The 15,838-nt window shown below is 71.3% G+C and carries 9 protein-coding genes; 3 read left to right on the top strand and 6 right to left on the bottom strand.

Annotation, left to right across the window (positions count from 1 at the left end):
- Positions 1 to 153: 153 nt before the first annotated feature.
- A complete protein-coding gene (locus tag ACGFQC_RS03875; protein ID WP_363087114.1) occupies positions 154 to 1,692 on the top strand; it encodes a DUF1996 domain-containing protein in 1,539 nt (512 codons plus the stop codon).
- A gap of 116 nt (positions 1,693 to 1,808) precedes the next feature.
- Here the strand turns inward: ACGFQC_RS03875 and ACGFQC_RS03870 are convergent, their stop codons facing one another.
- Positions 1,809 to 2,249, bottom strand: a complete 441-nt coding sequence (locus ACGFQC_RS03870) for a hypothetical protein (RefSeq protein ID WP_363087113.1) — start codon at positions 2,247 to 2,249, stop codon at positions 1,809 to 1,811.
- Positions 2,250 to 2,426: 177 nt separating this feature from the next.
- On the opposite strand from ACGFQC_RS03870, the gene ACGFQC_RS03865 reads away from it, so the two are divergent.
- Together ACGFQC_RS03865 and ACGFQC_RS03860 are read left to right on the top strand one after the other, a co-directional pair.
- Complete coding sequence (locus tag ACGFQC_RS03865; RefSeq protein ID WP_363087112.1) at positions 2,427 to 4,349, top strand: hypothetical protein; 1,923 nt, start codon at positions 2,427 to 2,429, stop codon at positions 4,347 to 4,349.
- A gap of 94 nt (positions 4,350 to 4,443) precedes the next feature.
- On the top strand, positions 4,444 to 5,133 hold the full coding sequence (locus ACGFQC_RS03860) for a TetR/AcrR family transcriptional regulator (RefSeq protein ID WP_363087111.1): 690 nt from the start codon (positions 4,444 to 4,446) through the stop codon (positions 5,131 to 5,133).
- Positions 5,134 to 5,175: 42 nt separating this feature from the next.
- Here ACGFQC_RS03860 and ACGFQC_RS03855 read toward each other — a convergent pair whose 3' ends face one another.
- The 5 genes from ACGFQC_RS03855 to ACGFQC_RS03835 form a co-directional block, all read right to left on the bottom strand.
- Complete coding sequence (locus tag ACGFQC_RS03855; protein WP_363087110.1) at positions 5,176 to 5,532, bottom strand: 5-carboxymethyl-2-hydroxymuconate Delta-isomerase; 357 nt, start codon at positions 5,530 to 5,532, stop codon at positions 5,176 to 5,178.
- Between the two features lie 147 nt (positions 5,533 to 5,679).
- A complete protein-coding gene (gene pulA / locus ACGFQC_RS03850; protein WP_363087109.1) occupies positions 5,680 to 11,082 on the bottom strand; it encodes a pullulanase-type alpha-1,6-glucosidase in 5,403 nt (1,800 codons plus the stop codon).
- A gap of 187 nt (positions 11,083 to 11,269) precedes the next feature.
- Positions 11,270 to 12,643: an alpha-amylase family protein gene (locus tag ACGFQC_RS03845; RefSeq protein WP_363087108.1), complete on the bottom strand. Its 1,374-nt coding sequence runs from the start codon at positions 12,641 to 12,643 to the stop codon at positions 11,270 to 11,272.
- 251 nt (positions 12,644 to 12,894) lie between these two features.
- Entirely contained in the window at positions 12,895 to 14,643 is a 1,749-nt protein-coding gene (locus ACGFQC_RS03840) for a glycoside hydrolase family 13 protein (protein WP_363087107.1), read from the bottom strand.
- 278 nt (positions 14,644 to 14,921) lie between these two features.
- A complete protein-coding gene (locus ACGFQC_RS03835; protein ID WP_363087106.1) occupies positions 14,922 to 15,827 on the bottom strand; it encodes a sugar ABC transporter permease in 906 nt (301 codons plus the stop codon).
- Between the last annotated feature and the right edge of the window lie 11 nt (positions 15,828 to 15,838).

Genomic DNA, 15,838 nt, shown 5'->3' with positions numbered 1-15,838 from the left:
CTTGTAAGACAGTTGAAGTGGAATTGTCCCGCGGATCTCTCATCGATTTCCGAGACCGCTGAACACCTGCGGGGCGGCGTGCGTATGGAGAGGCGCCGCTTCACTCCTGTCGGGCGCCTCGATGCTGCCCCGCAAGGAAGTCAGAGGAGTTCCATGGGACGCAACACACGTAAACGCCGTTCGTCGATGGCCACGAAGGCCGTGGCAGCATCGGCGGCCCTAGCGCTCGGTGGGGGCGGGCTGATCTGGGCGAACTTCTACGCTTCGGCGCACGAGTCGAAGAACTCGTCGCAGAACCAGACCAAGGCCGCTGCCGGGCAGGTGGCCACCGTCTCCTGCCCCGATGTGGGGCAGAAGCTGACGAACGTGCCCGGCGGGGCGCGTTCGGGGGTCGACAGGGAGCTGGCGAACCTCGACAAGCAGATCACCGAGGCCTACGCCCGGCTCGCCTCCACCCGCCAGGCGCAGGCCAATGACGCGGGCTTCGTGCAGAACGCGATCGTCGGCCCCCTGAAGGAGAAGCGGGCCGCCACGATCGACCGCATCCGCATCAACATCCAGCGCGCCGGCGGTCAGGTCCAGGACCTGAGCCAGCTCGCCGCCTGCACCACGCAGGGCGCGCAGACCAATGCCGGCGGCGGCCAGAACGGCGGTCAGAACAACGGCGGCGGTCAGAACAACGGTGGCCAGCAGAACGGCGGCCAGAACAACGGTGGCCAGCAGAACGGCGGCCAGCAGGGCAACGGCGGCCAGGGCGGCAACGGTCCGACGGCGGCGGACTTCGTCGACATCACCAAGGCCCCGCGGAACGCCCAGCTCGGCGTGGGGGCCAACGGCCTGTCCGCGAACGGCAACGGCGGATCGCGCGGCACCTTCACCACCTCCTGCGGCACCAACGGCAACGACAACCACAACACGGACAACGTGATCGTCGCCCCCGGTGTCACCAACGGCGCGCACCACCTGCACGACTACGTCGGCAACCAGAACAACGACGCGTTCGCCAGCGACCAGGAACTGGCCGCGGCCGAGACCAGCTGCCAGAACCAGGGCGACAAGTCGTCGTACTTCTGGCCGGTGCTGCGCCTGCAGGACGGTTCGCAGGACTTCGACCAGAACAACGACGGCGGCGGCAAGGAGGGCAACGTCGGCAAGATCCTCCAGCCGGCCCAGGCCCAGCTGAAGTTCGTCGGCAACAAGCGGGGCAAGGTCGTCGCGATGCCGACGGCGCTGCGCATCATCACCGGTGACGCCAAGGCCTTCGTCAACGGCAACGCCAACGCCAACGTCAACTGGAGCTGCACCGGCTTCGAGAACAAGGTGCAGCTGGAGGACAAGTACCCGATCTGCCCGCAGGGCAGCCAGGTCGTCCGCACGACCAACTTCCAGAGCTGCTGGGACGGTCAGAACATCGACAGCGCCAACCACCGCACGCACGTGGCGTTCGTGCAGGCGAACGGCACCTGTGCGAACGGTTTCAAGGCGATCCCGCAGCTCCAGGTCCGGCTGGTCTACAACGTCCCGGCGCCCAAGATCCAGAACGGGCAGGTCGTGAACCCGTACGCGGTGGACAGCTTCCCGGAGAACCTGCACAAGCCGATCACCGACCACAACGACTTCATCAACTTCTTCTCCCAGAACACGATGAACAAGATGGTCAACTGCATCAACACCGGCAAGAGGTGCAAGTGAGCGACGGTCCGACCGGCCGCTGAGCGGCCGGCGGCCTGACCGCGCGCAAAGAGGCCGGCGGTGGGGAATCCCCACCGCCGGCCTCTCGCGCTGTCCGCGCCCCCGTGACCGGGAACTCAGTGCCCCGAGTGCGTCGCGCCTGCCGAGGGCTCGTGCGCGGAGTGGTCCGTGCCCTCCTCGATGTCGCCGCCGAGCGTGTCCCGCAGCGCCGTGACGGTGCTGGTCTCCTCGCCCACGGCCACCCACTTGCGGCCGACCAGGTAGTGGCCGCCGTAGTCCTTTGCCCCGTTGATCCACTCGCGCTGGCCGCGGTCGGTGGCGAAGGTCAGCAGGATGAACTTGCCGTCGGCGTTCTTGCAGATCGCCTGCCGGAGTTCGTCGGCGTCCGTCTGCATGTCGGGCGTGCACTTCACCTCGGCGGCCAGGTGCTCCAGGCTGCCGGTCGCGGTCGCCGGCACACCGCTCTCCGTGCCTTCACCGGCACCACAGCCCGTCAGCACCAGCGCTGCCGCCGCGGCGGCAGCGGCCACCACGAGCATCGGTCGGGTCACCTTCATCTGTTCCTCCCTGCGAGAGCCTCGCCCTGGATACGGCTCCCGCGCCCGGTCCGCTCAACCTACCCGCGTCCCGGAGACACCCGCGGGGAGCTCCGGGGACCTCGCGGGAGCCGGGGAGCCGTCCCGGAGCGGCCCGGCCGGCGGTGACCATCGCCCGGCTCGCTCGTTCTGCTGGACGTGCAGTCACAGGATGTCGCCCCGCGCCCCGCACCCGGTTCCCCCGCCGACCGGACCGTCGAGGTCGAGCAGGCCGAGGCCGCGCTCGTCGAGCACTACCCCCGTCTGGTCCGGCTCGCCTATCTGGTACTGCCCCCCGGCCCCGGCCGCGGCAGGCGCGTCCTCGCCGCCCACGCCCTCGTCCAGCGGGCCCTCCCCCGCCGCCGCACCCCGGCCGCGGCCGTCCCGTCCCGGTCCGGCGCCCGCGACGGCGACACCGGCTACGCCTACGTCCGCCTGCACGTCGTCCGCGCGGCGCTGGAGGCGGGACTGCCACTGAGGCGCCGGGCCCGGCCCGGGCGCGCCCAACTGCCGCCGCTGCTGCCCCGGGTGTGGGGACTGCGGCTCTTCCCGCGCTCCGGCGGGGCCGATGAACTCGCGCTGGACCAGCGGCTGTCCACCATGTCGGGCCCGGCCCGCGCCGCCTACGTCCTGCGCGGACTGGAGAGGCTCCCCGACGGCGACGTGCGCGAGGTGCTGACCGAAGCCGGCGTCGACGACGTGGGTGCCGCGCTGCGGGAGGCCGACACCGTCCCCGCACGGTACGCGCTGCTCGCGTCCCCCGAGTTCGACCCCTGTGCCCTCCAGGCCCGCCCCACCGACCTGCTGCGGCGACGCCAGCACACCAAGGCGGCGCTCGCCGCCGCGGCCGCGCTCGCCGTGTGCGGCGCACTGGTCGCGCTGCCCGGTGACGGCTGGGGGCCCGACGGTGCGGCCGCCCCGGCGTACGCGCAGAACCCGGCGGCCGAAGCCGCCCTCGATCCAGGGCAGTTGGTGAAGGTTCCCGCGGCCGCCTGGAAGACCTCCGCGCGCACCGACTTCTCCGTCTGGCCCGCGCGCGGCGACCTCACCGGCGACGACGCGCTGCTGCGCCGTGCCCTCGCCGTCTGGGCCCGCCCCGGCGAGCGGGTCCGCGTCTCGTCGACGCCCGGCACCCCGTCCGGCGGCCCGGCCGGCCCGCCCCAGCTGCTGTACGCGGGCGACGCGGCCACGGCCCGCGTGGTCCTCCTGTACGACGGTCTGCGCATCGCCCGCTACGCGGAGCCGAAGGACGGCACGACGGGCGCGGCGCTGGACTTCGCGCGGGTGGACGGCGCGACCGGCGCCGAGGCCGCGGCGGTGGTCCTGGACCGGGCCGACGGCAACGTCCGCTACCTGACGGCCCCCTGGGTGTCCGCGGCGGCCGAGCGGGACCTGTCGAAGCCGGGGGCCGGGCTGATGGACCTGACCCTGACCGAGGGCATCACCTCGCCGCTGTCCAGCCCCGCCACCCATTCCGGCGCCTGCACCACGTGGAACGTGCTCCAGGTGAGCGACGCCTCCGGCTCGTACCTGCTGAGCGATCTCGGTGAGCTGGTGCCCGCCCGGCTGACCGCGGGCCGGCCGACCGCGCCGAAGGAGGCGACGGGCGCGGAGGCGCTGCGCACCTGGGCGCCGTTCGCCTGCTCCCTGGGCGAGATGCGCGCGCGGGGCGTGCGGTCGGTCAACGCCTGGGCGTACGCGCGCCAGCAACTGCCCGACGCGGGCGGGCAGGCCGACTGGGCGTGCACGCGCGCCGACACCTGGCGGGGCACCGGAAGCCGGGTGCTGGCCCAGTTCCACACGCCGGGCGGCCTGTTCGGGACGGTCACGGCACAGGCCGGTGACGTGCCGGCCTGCGGTCCGCGTGACCCGCACGTCCTGGCCGGGGTGCTGTGGAAGTCCGAGCCGGGCACCTGGTACCTCCTGGCCGCCGGTGACGAGGACACCGAGTCGGTGCGCGCTACGGGCGGGGTGAGCGGGTCCGGTGCGGGCAACCTGCTGGCCGTGCCGGCGCGGCAGGACGCGCGGGCCGCGCTGGAGGGGACGCTGGAGGGCGGGCGGTCGATCGACGGGCTGGGCTGAGCGGCCGGCCCGCGCCCGACAGAGGGGAACACCGTGCGAATACCGTGGCCGGTCCCGTCCGTTCGCGTCCGGATTCGATCGGTAGGGTGTTCGTATGACTACCGGGGTTCGCCGCAGGATGGGCGTGGAGGAGCGGCGGCAGCAGCTGATCGGCGTCGCTCTCGAGCTGTTCGCCCGTCGCTCCCCCGACGAGGTCTCCATCGACGAGATAGCCGCGGCCGCGGGCATATCGCGGCCGCTCGTCTATCACTACTTCCCCGGCAAACTCAGCCTGTACGAGGCCGCGTTGAAGCGGGCCTCGGAGGACCTGGCGAGCCGGTTCACCGAGCCGCGCGAGGGGCCGCTGGGGGCCCGGCTGCTGCGGGTGATGGGCCGGTACTTCGACTTCGTGGACGCGCACGGCCCCGGCTTCTCGGCCCTGATGCGCGGCGGCCCGGCGGTCGGCTCCTCCACCACGAACGCGCTCGTCGACTCCGTGCGCCAGGCCGCCTACGAGCAGATCCTGTCGCATCTGGGAGTCACCGAGGCACCCGCGCGGCTCGAACTGATCGTCCGGTCCTGGATCTCGCTGGCCGAGTCGACCGCGCTGATCTGGCTGGACGGGCGGCGCGTCCCCCGCGAGGAGCTGGAGGTCAAGCTCGTGCGCGACTTCGCCGCCCTCACCGCCGTCACCGCCGCCTACGACGAGGAACTGCGCGCCCTGCTGCGTCCGGCCCTGAGCGGGGAACCGGGCGACGGCCCGTTCGGCGACCTGCTGACCCGGCTGGTCGCGCTGGCGTCGTAGGACGGGCCGGGGCGGCTTCCCGGGCCTCGTGCTTGCGGCTTCCTAGGCCTCGTACTTGCGGTACGACGGGTCGAGGTCGCGTACCTCGGCGGAGGCGTGCAGGACCGTTTCGGCCGCGGGCTTCACGTGCTGCCGGAGCAGTTCCAGGACCGTCTCGGTGAGCCTGGCCTTGGTCTCCTCGGTGCGGCCGGCCAGCAGGGCGATGTGGACGTGCACGATGGCGTGGCCCCCGGTGTCGGGGCCGACGACGGCGTCCTCGGTGCGGCGGAACCGCGTCTTGCAGGCCGGCGGCTTGGCGGCCGCGATCTCGACCACGGCCCGGTGCAGCGCGGTGGCGAAGCCGGGCCGGTCGAAGTCGTCGGCGAGCCGGTCGGAGTAGTCGACGGTGATCTGCGGCATGGGCACCCCTTCTGGACGGCCCGGTGGTGGGCGACGGGGGTCAGCCTATGGGGCGGGCCGCGGGCCGGCAGCCGGCGTGTCGCCCACCGGACACCCCGGTGGAGCAGACCCGGGTTCGAGGTCTGCTCCACCAAGGCAGTGCGGTTTTCAGGGAGTGCGGGTGAACACGGCGACGGTCCGTGCCGGAACGGTGAAGGTGCCGGTGCCCGCCGCGTAGGCGGCGGCCTTGACGGTGCCGTCGGCTCCGGCGGCCTGCACCGGGTGCAGGCGGTAGCCGGTCCCGGCGAGCGCGTCGACCCGCTGGTCCTGTGCGTCGGGCGTCGCGTTGAACACGACGACCAGGTCGCCGAGTCGCATGGTGATCACGCCGGGTGTCTCGTCCTCGCCGGACAGCGGGAAGGAGAGCGCCGACTGCACGCGTGCGGCCGTGCCGAGGGAGAACACCTTCTCCGTCGTACGGATCCTCTGCAGGTCCTGGTAGGCGGCGGAGGCGCCGGTGATCTGGGCGCAGCCCACGCCGATGCTGGTCAGCAGGGGTTTGGCGTACGGCCACTTGGCGGCGTTGTCGGCGGCCGGGGGCAGTCCGCGGGCGAATCCGTTGCCGTCGGCGCAGTTCCAGTGGATGGCGTTGAACCAGTCGCCGCTGTCGTAGGAGTTGCGGTCCAGGGACTTGGAGCGCAGCAGGTCGGTGCCGGCCTGGGAGAGCGCCGGGCCCTGCGAGAGGGTTGCCGTGGCCATCGCCAGGACCTGCATGCGGGCCCGCTCGGCGGCGGAGGTGTCCGCCGGGAGCTTGAAGGCGAGGGCGTCGAACAGCGACTCGTTGTCGTGGGCGTCGGCGTAGGCGAGAGCGTCGCCGGGGGCGGCCGCGTAGCCGGCCGGGGCGCCGTTGTAGTCGACCGCCGCGCCGGTGACCTGCTTGCCGGTGGTGTCGGTGAACCGGTAGGCGGCGAGGTTGCCGCTGAGTCCGACCTTGATGAGGTCCTGGTAGTGCAGCAGGCGGGCCTTCTGTTCGGCGGGGGTGCCGTTGGCGGCGTTCGGGTTGGGGTCGGTGTAGAGGCCGGAGGCGAAGCCCTGCACGCCCGGGTCCTCGTCGAAGGGGCCGCCGCCGCGGACGGCGTCGCGGGCGCGGTCGGAGAAGGTGGCGATGCCGGTACCGGCCATGTTCTTCTGGGTGGCCTGGACGAAGCGGGCGTCGTCGGCGACCTCGCCGAAGTTCCAGCCCTCGCCGTAGAGGATGATCTTCTTGCCGTCGACGCCGTCCCTGGCGGGGGTCAGCGCGTCCAGGGCCTTGCGGACCGCGAGGATGTTGGCCTTGGGGTGGTGGCCCATGAGGTCGAAGCGGAAGCCGTCGACCTTGTACTCCTTCGCCCAGGTGACGATGGAGTCGACGACCAGTTTGCCCATCATGGCGTTCTCGGTGGCGGTGTTGGCGCAGCAGGTGCTGGTGGCGACCGAGCCGTCGGCCAGCAGCCGCTGGTAGTAGCCGGGCACCACCTTGTCGAGCACGCTGGTGGAGGCCTGGCCGGCCGCGGCGGTGTGGTTGTAGACGACGTCCATGACGACCCGCAGGCCGTCCTGGTTCAGCGCCTTGACCATCTTGCGGAACTCCACGGTACGGGCCGTGCCGTCCGGGTCGGTGGCGTAGGAGCCCTCGGGAACCGTGTAGTGGAAGGGGTCGTAGCCCCAGTTGTAGGCGTCCTTCGCGGCGGTCTTCGCCACGCACTCCTGCTGCTTGTCGGAGTCGGCCGGGTGGGAGGCGAGGTCGCAGTCGGGGGTCGCCCGGTCGGCCTTCTTCTCGGGGATGGTGGCGATGTCGAAGGCGGGCAGCAGGTGCACGTACGACGTGCCGGACTTCGCCAGCTGCCGCAGGTGCGCGGAGCCGTCGCTGTCCTTGTCGGCGAAGGCGAGGTAGGTGCCGGGGTCGTCGGCGGTCGGGTCGGCCACCGAGAAGTCCCGGACGTGCAGTTCCTGGATCTGGGCGTCCTTCAGAGGGACGGCCGCGGGCTTGGCCAGCTTCGACCAGCCCTCGGGGGCGAGCGCCCTGTCGTCGAGGTCGACGACCAGGCTGCGCGCGGAGTCCGCGGTCAGGGCGACCGAGTAGGGGTCGGTGACCTTGTTGGTGACGACCTGGCGGACGCCGGGCGCCCACACCGTGACCGCGTACCGGTACGGCTTGTTCTTCCAGGACTTCGGGCCGGTCACGGACCAGACGCCGGTGGCGTCGTCGCGCTTCATCCGGACGGTGGAGCCGCCGATCTCCAGGGAGACCTGCTGCGCGGTGGGCGCCCAGACGGCCAGGGTGGGACGGCCGTCGCGGAACGTCGGACCCAGGTCGGCCCCGGTCGCGCCCGCGTGGAGGTCGTCGAGGACGCCCGCGGTCTGCACTCCGGTGGCGGCGAGGACCGCGCCGTTCACCGCCCGCTGGGAGGCGACGAGCTGGCCGCGCAGGGCCTCGCGGACGCGGTCGCGGTCACGGGGGTCGACGGTGAAGGCGGTGTAGTCCTTGAGGTGCGGGAACTTCGCCTTCTGGGCGTCGGTGAGGGTGCTCTTCGCGAGCCGCAGCCAGCGCTGGTCGGCGCCGGTGAGCGTGCCGTCCTTCGCCGTGATCGAGCCGGTGCGCGAGTACAGCAGCTGGGTGGAGGCGGCCGCGTCGGAGCCGTTCCAGGCGATGGTGTCCCGGTCGATCCAGACCGCCTTGGAGGTGGTGAGGTCGAGGGCCGCGGCGGAGCCGGCCGGCTGCGGCAGGAGGTGCTTCTCCTGGCCGCTGAGCAGCCACACCTCGTGGCCGTCGGCCGTGAGGTCCAGTGACCGGTCGGTGGGGAGGTCCTTCTCGTCGCCCTTGTGGACGATGTAGCCGAGGCTGGTGGCGCCCTCGGTGAGCGGCACCTCGAAGACCGCGCCGTAGCTGTCGGTCCGTACCGGCTTCAGCGGGTTCGACCACTCGGTGGGGTTCGCGGCGCCCGTCCAGGTGTGCAGGCCCCAGCCGTCGTGGTTCCCGTCGGCCCGGTGGTAGTGCAGGACGGCCTTGCTCTTGTCCTGCGCCGGGTACGCGGGCCGTTCGGTGAGGACGGTCTCCTTGCCCTGCTCGATCCAGATCTCGCCGGTCTTCGTGACGTCGATCGTGCGGTCGGCGGAGACGTCCTTGTTCCCCTGTCCGTCGATGACGAGGAAGCCCACGGTGGACGCCCCCGGCTTCAGCTTGACGTAGGCGAAGGCGCCGTACGCGTCGCGGCCGGTGAAGGGGTGGCTGTCGGGCCAGTTCGTGGACTCGCCGTCGGCGAGGTCGCCCCAGGCGTACAGGCCCCAGTCCGCGTAGTCGCCGTCGGTGCGCTTGTAGTGGACGACCGCGTGGTCGCGGGAGGAGGCGGTGGGGATCTCGGGGGCGGGCGGGGTGCCGGTGGCGGAGGCGGCGGTCGCGCTCGCCGTGCGGCCGGCCGAGTCGATCACGACGGCCTTGTAGCGCAGGGCGGTGCCGGGGGGCACGTCCTCGCCGATGACCTGCGTGACCTTGTAGGGGGCGTGGTCGGCGGAGCCGAGCGTGCGCCACTTCCCGTTGCCCACCTGGGCGGCGAAGACGACGCGGTTGAGTCCGCCGCCGTCCACGTCGGCGCTCAGCTCGACGGTGCCGGTGGCGCCGGCGGCCGGGGCCCGGAGGGTGACGGTGGGCTTCGTGGCCGGCGCGGCGGGCTTCCCGGCCGCCTTGAGGACGATCGCCGAGCCCGCCGGGACGGTCACGGTGATCTTCTTGCCGGCGTCGGAGGTGACGGTCGCGGAGGTGCCGTAGAGCCCGCGGAAGGCCGTGCCCGCCGAACCGGTCGCGAAGGTCGCCGACTTGGCCTCGCCCGCGTTGTTGAAGGCGACGACGTACTCGGTGCCGGTCTTCGCGTCCGTGCGGGAGAAGGCGTAGACGCCCGCCCCGTCCGCCGCGTACCGCTCGGTCTGGATTCCGTCGGTGAGGGCCGGATTGGCCTTGCGGAGCCCCGCGAGGGTGCTGATCTGCCGGTAGAGCGGGGCGCCGGTGTCGTAGGCGTCGCTGGCGTGGGTGCGGTCGGTGCCGATCTCGTCGTCGTCGAGGTAGTCGGCGGTCTTCGAGGCGAACATCGTCTGGCGGGCGTCCTTGTCGCCGCCGGCCCCGGTGAAGCCCTGCTCGTCGCCGTAGTAGACGACGGGGTTGCCGCGGCTGAGGAACATCAGCTCGTTGGCGAGCCGGTCCTTGGCGAGCAGTTCGGCGTCCGTGGCCTTCGGGTTGTCCTGGTTCAGGAAGGTGCCGAAGCGGCCCATGTCGTGGTTGCCGAGGAAGGTGACCTGCTCGTAGGCGTTGGCCTTGTCGGTGGTGTACCGGTAGTCGTCACCGAAGACGGAGGCGAGCTTCTTCGCGCTGCCGCCCTGGGAGGCGTACTGGCGGGCCGCCTCCTGGAAGGGGAAGTCGAGGGTGGCGTCGAGGCGGCCCCGGGTGACGTACGGAGAGGTGACGGCGGTGTCGGCGGAGTAGACCTCGCCGAACATGAAGAAGTCGTCGCGGCCCCGCTTCGCCGCGTAGGCGTCGAGGGCCGTGGCCCACCGCGTCCAGAACTCCATGTTCACGTGCTTGACGGTGTCGATGCGGAAGCCGTCGACGCCGAAGTCCCGCACCCAGCGCTGGTAGATCCGCTCCATGCCCCGGACCACCTCGGGACGCTCGGTCCACAGGTCGTCGAGGCCGGAGAAGTCGCCGTACGTCGAACTCTCGCCGGCGAAGGTCGAGTCACCCCGGTTGTGGTACATCGTGGGGTCGTTGAGCCAGGAGGGGACCTTGAGGTCCTTCTTCGCCGGCGGCACGGTGGGGGTGCGCGGGAAGGAGCCGGCGTCGACCTCGGGGAAGTCCTTCGTGCCGGCGTGGTCGGCGTCGTCGAAGGGCTCGCCGTCCTTCGTCAGGTACGGGAAGGCGCCCTTGGCGAGGTAGCCGTAGGACTTCTCCTCGTAGTCGACGACGTCGGCGGTGTGGTTGGTGATGACGTCGAAGAAGACCTTCATCCCCTTGGCGTGCGCCTTGTCGATGAGGGTCTCGAGGTCCTCGTTGGTGCCGAAGTGCGGGTCGACCTGGGTGAAGTCGGTGATCCAGTAGCCGTGGTAACCGGCCGAGGCGTCCTTGCCGGTGCCCTGGACGGGCTGGTTCTTGAAGAGGGGAGCCAGCCACAGGGCGGTGGTGCCGAGCCCCTTGATGTAGTCGAGGCGCTGGGTCAGGCCCTTGAGGTCGCCGCCCTGGTAGAAGCCCTTGTCGGTGGGGTCGTAGCCGGTGGCGAGACGGGAACCGGTCAGGCCGCCCTTGTCGTTGGCGGTGTCGCCGTTGGCGAAACGGTCCGGCAGGACGAAGTAGAACTGCTCGCGGGTGAGGTCGTGCCGGGCGGCGGTCTTCGCCAGCGCCGCGTCGGAGGGCGGCGGGGGCGGGGTCGCGGCGCGGGCCGCGAGCGGCTGCACGAGGGCTGCCGCGAGGGCTGCCGCGGTGACCGCGGCGACCCGCCCGACGCGGTGGGTGCGGCGCGTCCCGGGCGCCGGCCATCTCGGTGTCACAGGTGTGAACTCCTTGCGATTACGGCTCATTGGGTCCGACCCCTGCGCCACGGGACGGCTGCGTCGCCGGGCGCCGGCGCGACCGTAACCCCGGCGAAAGGCTTACAGCAAGGGTCGTGAAAGACTCGGTAAGAAATTTCACGACCCTTGCTGTCACGCGGTCAGGTCACGCGGTCACGTCAGACGGTCAGCAGCTGGACTTGCCCGCGTAGACGGCCAGCGCCGCGTTCGCGCCCAGGGTGGCGGTGAACTGGCCGCTGGAGTTGACCGTCACCGTCGTGTTGTTCTGCACGTTGCAGTACGTCCCGGCGGGCAGCGAGGTCTGGTAGGTCCGGGTCAGGGAACCGCTCTCGTGGTTGATCGCGACGTAGCCCTTGGAGCCCCGGCCGAAGGCGATCGCGTCGCCTCCGTTGTCCCACCAGTTGGTCACCGACTGGCCGCGGGTGGCGTTGCGGAAGGCGACCATGCGCTGGATCTCGGGCCAGGCGTGCTGGCACTTCCAGCCGTTCTGCCAGCAGGCGGTCACGGAGCCGCCGCCGGGCGGGCCGGCGTCCGTGTCGGAGAACTCGTAACCGGAGTTGATGTCCGGGGCGCCGTAGGGCCAGGCCAGCATGAAGACGTTGGCCAGCGTGTAGGTGGCGCCGTCCTTGTAGTTGAGCGTGGAGCCGTTGCGCTCGGTGTCGTGGTTGTCGACGAAGACGCCGGCGGCGGAGCTGCTCATGTAGCCCCAGCCCTCGCCGTAGTTCTTCAGGTAGGCGAGGTTCTCGTTGTTGAAGACCCGCTTGAGGTCGTAGGCGTACCGGAACTCCTGGACGTCGCCGTTGCCGGTGTACTCGGTGGGCTGGACGGCCTCGCCGCTGCCGTGGATGGCCTCCTGCTTCCAGTAGGCGTTCGGGTTCGTCAGCCGGGACTTGATGTCGGCGAGGTCGGCTGCGTCGACGTGCTTGGCCGCGTCGATGCGGAAGCCGTCGACCCCGAGGCTGAGCAGGTCGTTCAGGTACCCGGCGATCGTCTTGCGGACGTACTCCTCGCTCGTGTCCAGGTCGGCGAGGCCGACCAGTTCACAGCGCTGGACGTTCCAGCGGTCACCGTAGTTGGTGATCTGGGAGGTGCAGTCGTCGAAGTCGTACGAGGAGTACAGGCCGGGGTAGTTGTACTTCGTGTACGACGAGCCGCCGGTACCGGTGCCGCCGCCCGCGGCCATGTGGTTGACGACGGAGTCCACGACGACCTTCACGCCCGCCGCGTGGCAGGTGTTCACCATGTTCTGGAAGGCCGCGCGGTCGCCGAGACGTCCGGCGATCTTGTAGCTGACCGGCTGGTACGACGTCCACCACTGGGAGCCCTGTATGTGCTCGGCGGGCGGGGAGACCTGCACGTATCCGTAGCCGGCCGGGCCGAGGACGGTGGTGCACTCCTTGGCGACGGAGGCGAAGTTCCACTCGAAGAGGACGGCCGTGACGTCCTTGGTGCCGGGCGGGGAGGCCTGCGCCAACGACGGGGTCATGACAAGGGCGGCGGCCGAGAGGGCCAGCGCCCCGGAGAGGGTTCTGCGTGCCATGTGGGGTTTCCTTCGACGTTGAAGGTTGTTGAAGATTCTTGCTGAAAGATTCCAGCAACCTTGCGGTGACGCAGATGTTAAAGGCCCGCTGCCTGAAAAGGCAGCGGGCCGGGAGAAGTTGATGCAAGAAGTTTCGCGGGACCGTCAGGCCGTGGCGGACCGGGCCGTCAGGTCACGTCGGACCGGACCGGACCGAATCGGTCCGGTCCGAACCGGCGGGCGGTGGCGAACCGGCAGGCCGTGGCGATCCGTCAGTCCGTCGCGAACCACACCGTCGTGTCCGCCGGAAGCCCCGTCCCGCCGTCCGCCTCGGTCAGCTCGCCGCTGGCGAGCAGGACACGGCCGTAGGACGGGGTGGTCACCGGCTCGCCGGTGGTGTTGGCGACGCACACGAACGCGCCGCGCCGGAACGCCAGGACGCCCTCGGGCGCGCGCAGCCACTCCACCGAGTCGCCCGCGCCGAGGTCCGGCCGGGACCGGCGCAGCGCCAGCGCCGAGCGGTACAGCTCCAGCGTCGAGCCGGGCACGCCCTGCTGCGCCTCGACGCTCAGCTCGCCCCAGCCCCCGGGCTGCGGCAGCCAGCTGCCGCCACCGCCGAAGCCGTACGACGAGCCCTCACGGGTCCACGGGATCGGGACCCGGCAGCCGTCGCGGAAGCCGTCCTGGCCTGCGCCCCGGAAGTACGCCGGGTCCTGGCGGACCTCGTCGGGCAGGTCGACGACGTCCGGCAGCCCCAGTTCCTCGCCCTGGTAGACGTACGCCGAGCCGGGCAGCGCCAGCATCAGCAGGCTGGCCGCGCGGGCGCGCCTGAGGCCGAGGGCGCGGTCGCCCGCCGTACGGATCTGGGTGCCGAGACCGGGCGGGTTGGCGAAGCGGGTGGCATGCCGGGTGACGTCGTGGTTGGAGAGCACCCAGGTGGCCGGGGCACCGACCGGACGCATGGCCTCCAGGGTGCGGTCGACGACCTGGCGCAGCTCCTTGGCGTCCCACTCGGTCGCCAGGTACTGGAAGTTGAAGGCCTGGTGCAGTTCGTCGGGGCGGACGTAGTTGGCGGTCCGCTCGACGGTCGGGGTCCACGCCTCGGCGACGAAGATGCGCCCGCCCGTCTCCCGCCCCCGCCCTTGCGAGGAAGGCCCTTCGGGCCCCCATGGGTTTCCGGCATACTCGTCCAGCACCAGGCGCCACTGCCGGTAGACCTCGTGCACGCCGTCCTGGTCGAAGAACGGCATGACATCGTTGCCCAGCAGCTTGAGCTGGTCGTGGGAACCCAGGTCGGGCAGGCCCTCCGCCTTCACCAGGCCGTGCGCCACGTCGATGCGGAAGCCGTCGACACCCATGTCGAGCCAGAACCGCAGGATGGAGCGGAACTCGTCGCCGACGGCCGGGTGTTCCCAGTTGAAGTCGGGCTGTTCGGGCGCGAAGAGGTGCAGGTACCACTCGCCGGGCGTGCCGTCGGGTTCGGTCACCCGGGTCCAGGCCGGGCCGCCGAAGATGGACTCCCAGTCGTTGGGCGGCAGTTCACCGTCCGCGCCCTTGCCGGGGCGGAAGTGGTAGCGGTCGCGCAGCGCGGAGCCGGGGCCCTCGGCGAGCGCCCGCTTGAACCAATCGTGCTGGTCGGAGGAGTGGTTGGGGACCAGGTCGACGATGATCCTCAGGCCCAGTCCGTGGGCGTCGCGGATCAGGGCGTCGGCGTCCAGGAGGTTGCCGAACATCGGGTCGACGGCACGGTAGTCGGCGACGTCGTAGCCGGCGTCGGCCTGCGGCGAGGCGTAGAACGGGCTCAGCCACACCGCGTCCACGCCGAGGTCGCGCAGGTACGGGAGGCGGGAGCGTACGCCCTCCAGGTCGCCCATGCCGTCGCCGTTGCTGTCGGCGAAACTGCGCGGGTACACCTGGTAGATGACCGCGTCCCGCCACCAGTCGCCGCGCTGCGCGACGGTGGCGACGGCCGGGACGGGCCGGGTGGTCGGGGCCGGGGCGGCGGAGTGCTGCTGGCTCATGGCTTCCTTGATGCGGTGGGGTCCCCCGTCCGGGCGAGGCCGGGAAGGGGAGCGGAGTCATCGGGTTCGGGCGGAGGTACGGCGGTGGCTGACGAGGCGGCCGCGGTCACAGCGGGGTCGGATGGTGACCGCGGCCGCCTCGGGTCTTCGGTGGGCACGGCCCCCCGAGGGGGGCGCGGGGTCGCCGGTCCGCGGCTCTCGCCGCGTGGTCCGGCGCCGCGCGGGAGCGGCCGCGGGTGTGCGGCCGGCGGTCGCACGACCGCTCTCCCGGCGCGGGGTCACCCCTTCGTGCCGCCCGCGGTCAGGCCGGTCACCAGGTTCTTCTGCACGAGGTAGAAGAACGCGGAGACCGGTATCGCGATCAGCACCGCGGTGGCGGCCATCAGGTTGCGCTGTGCGTCGTGCTCGCTGACGAAGCTCTGGAGTCCGACGGCGAGGGTGTACTTCTCGTCGTCCAGCAGGAACGTGGTGGCGAAGGCGACCTCGCCGAAGGCCGTGATGAAGCTGTAGAACGCGGCCACCGCGAGGCCCGGCTTGGCGAGCGGCAGGATCAGCCGCGCGAAGGTGCCGAAGGGCGTCAGCCCGTCGACCCGGCCGGCCTCGTCGATCTCGAACGGGATGGTGTCGAAGTAGCCCTTGAGCAGCCAGGCGCAGTACGGCACCGCGGTCGAGCAGTAGACCAGGATCAGACCGAGGTAGGTGTCGATGAGCTGGAGGTCCGACAGGATCTGGTACATCGGCACCATCAGCACGGCGACCGGGAACATCTGGGTCACCAGCAGCACCCACATGAACTTGCGGTAGCCGGGGAAGCGCATGCGGGAGACCGCGTAGCCGGTGGTGGCGGCGATCAGCACGCCGATCACCGTGGTGCCCAGCGACACGATCAGCGAGCTCTTCAGCCAGTCGAAGAAGTTCGTCTCCTGGAGGACGAACGCGTAGTTGTCGAAGGTCATCTTCGACCAGATGCGCCCGGGGTGGAGGTAGTCGTCCTTGTCCGGGCCGAGCGAGAGGTAGACCAGCCAGGCGATCGGGAAGAGCGCGATCAGCGAGGCGACGGTCAGCACGCCGTGCGAGGCGAGCGAGGCGGCGACGCCGCGCTGCTCGCGTCCCCGGCGCTTGCCGGGGGCGGCCGCGGGCGGCTCGGTCACGTCGGAGGAGGTCTCGACGGTGGTGGTGCTCATGGGAACTCCTG

This window comes from Streptomyces sp. NPDC048734 (assembly GCF_043198675.1).
Taxonomy (GTDB): domain Bacteria; phylum Actinomycetota; class Actinomycetes; order Streptomycetales; family Streptomycetaceae; genus Streptomyces.
This window is presented reverse-complemented; position numbering and strand designations above follow the sequence as displayed.

Excerpts from the sequence above, each read along its gene's own strand:
- ACGFQC_RS03875 (WP_363087114.1), top strand. The coding sequence starts at position 154 with ATGGGACGCAACACACGTAAACGCCGTTCGTCGATGGCCACGAAGGCC.
- ACGFQC_RS03870 (WP_363087113.1), bottom strand. The coding sequence starts at position 2,249 with ATGAAGGTGACCCGACCGATGCTCGTGGTGGCCGCTGCCGCCGCGGCG.
- ACGFQC_RS03860 (WP_363087111.1), top strand. The coding sequence starts at position 4,444 with ATGACTACCGGGGTTCGCCGCAGGATGGGCGTGGAGGAGCGGCGGCAG.
- ACGFQC_RS03855 (WP_363087110.1), bottom strand. The coding sequence starts at position 5,532 with ATGCCGCAGATCACCGTCGACTACTCCGACCGGCTCGCCGACGACTTC.
- ACGFQC_RS03845 (WP_363087108.1), bottom strand. The coding sequence starts at position 12,643 with ATGGCACGCAGAACCCTCTCCGGGGCGCTGGCCCTCTCGGCCGCCGCC.
- ACGFQC_RS03840 (WP_363087107.1), bottom strand. The coding sequence starts at position 14,643 with ATGAGCCAGCAGCACTCCGCCGCCCCGGCCCCGACCACCCGGCCCGTC.
- ACGFQC_RS03835 (WP_363087106.1), bottom strand. The coding sequence starts at position 15,827 with ATGAGCACCACCACCGTCGAGACCTCCTCCGACGTGACCGAGCCGCCC.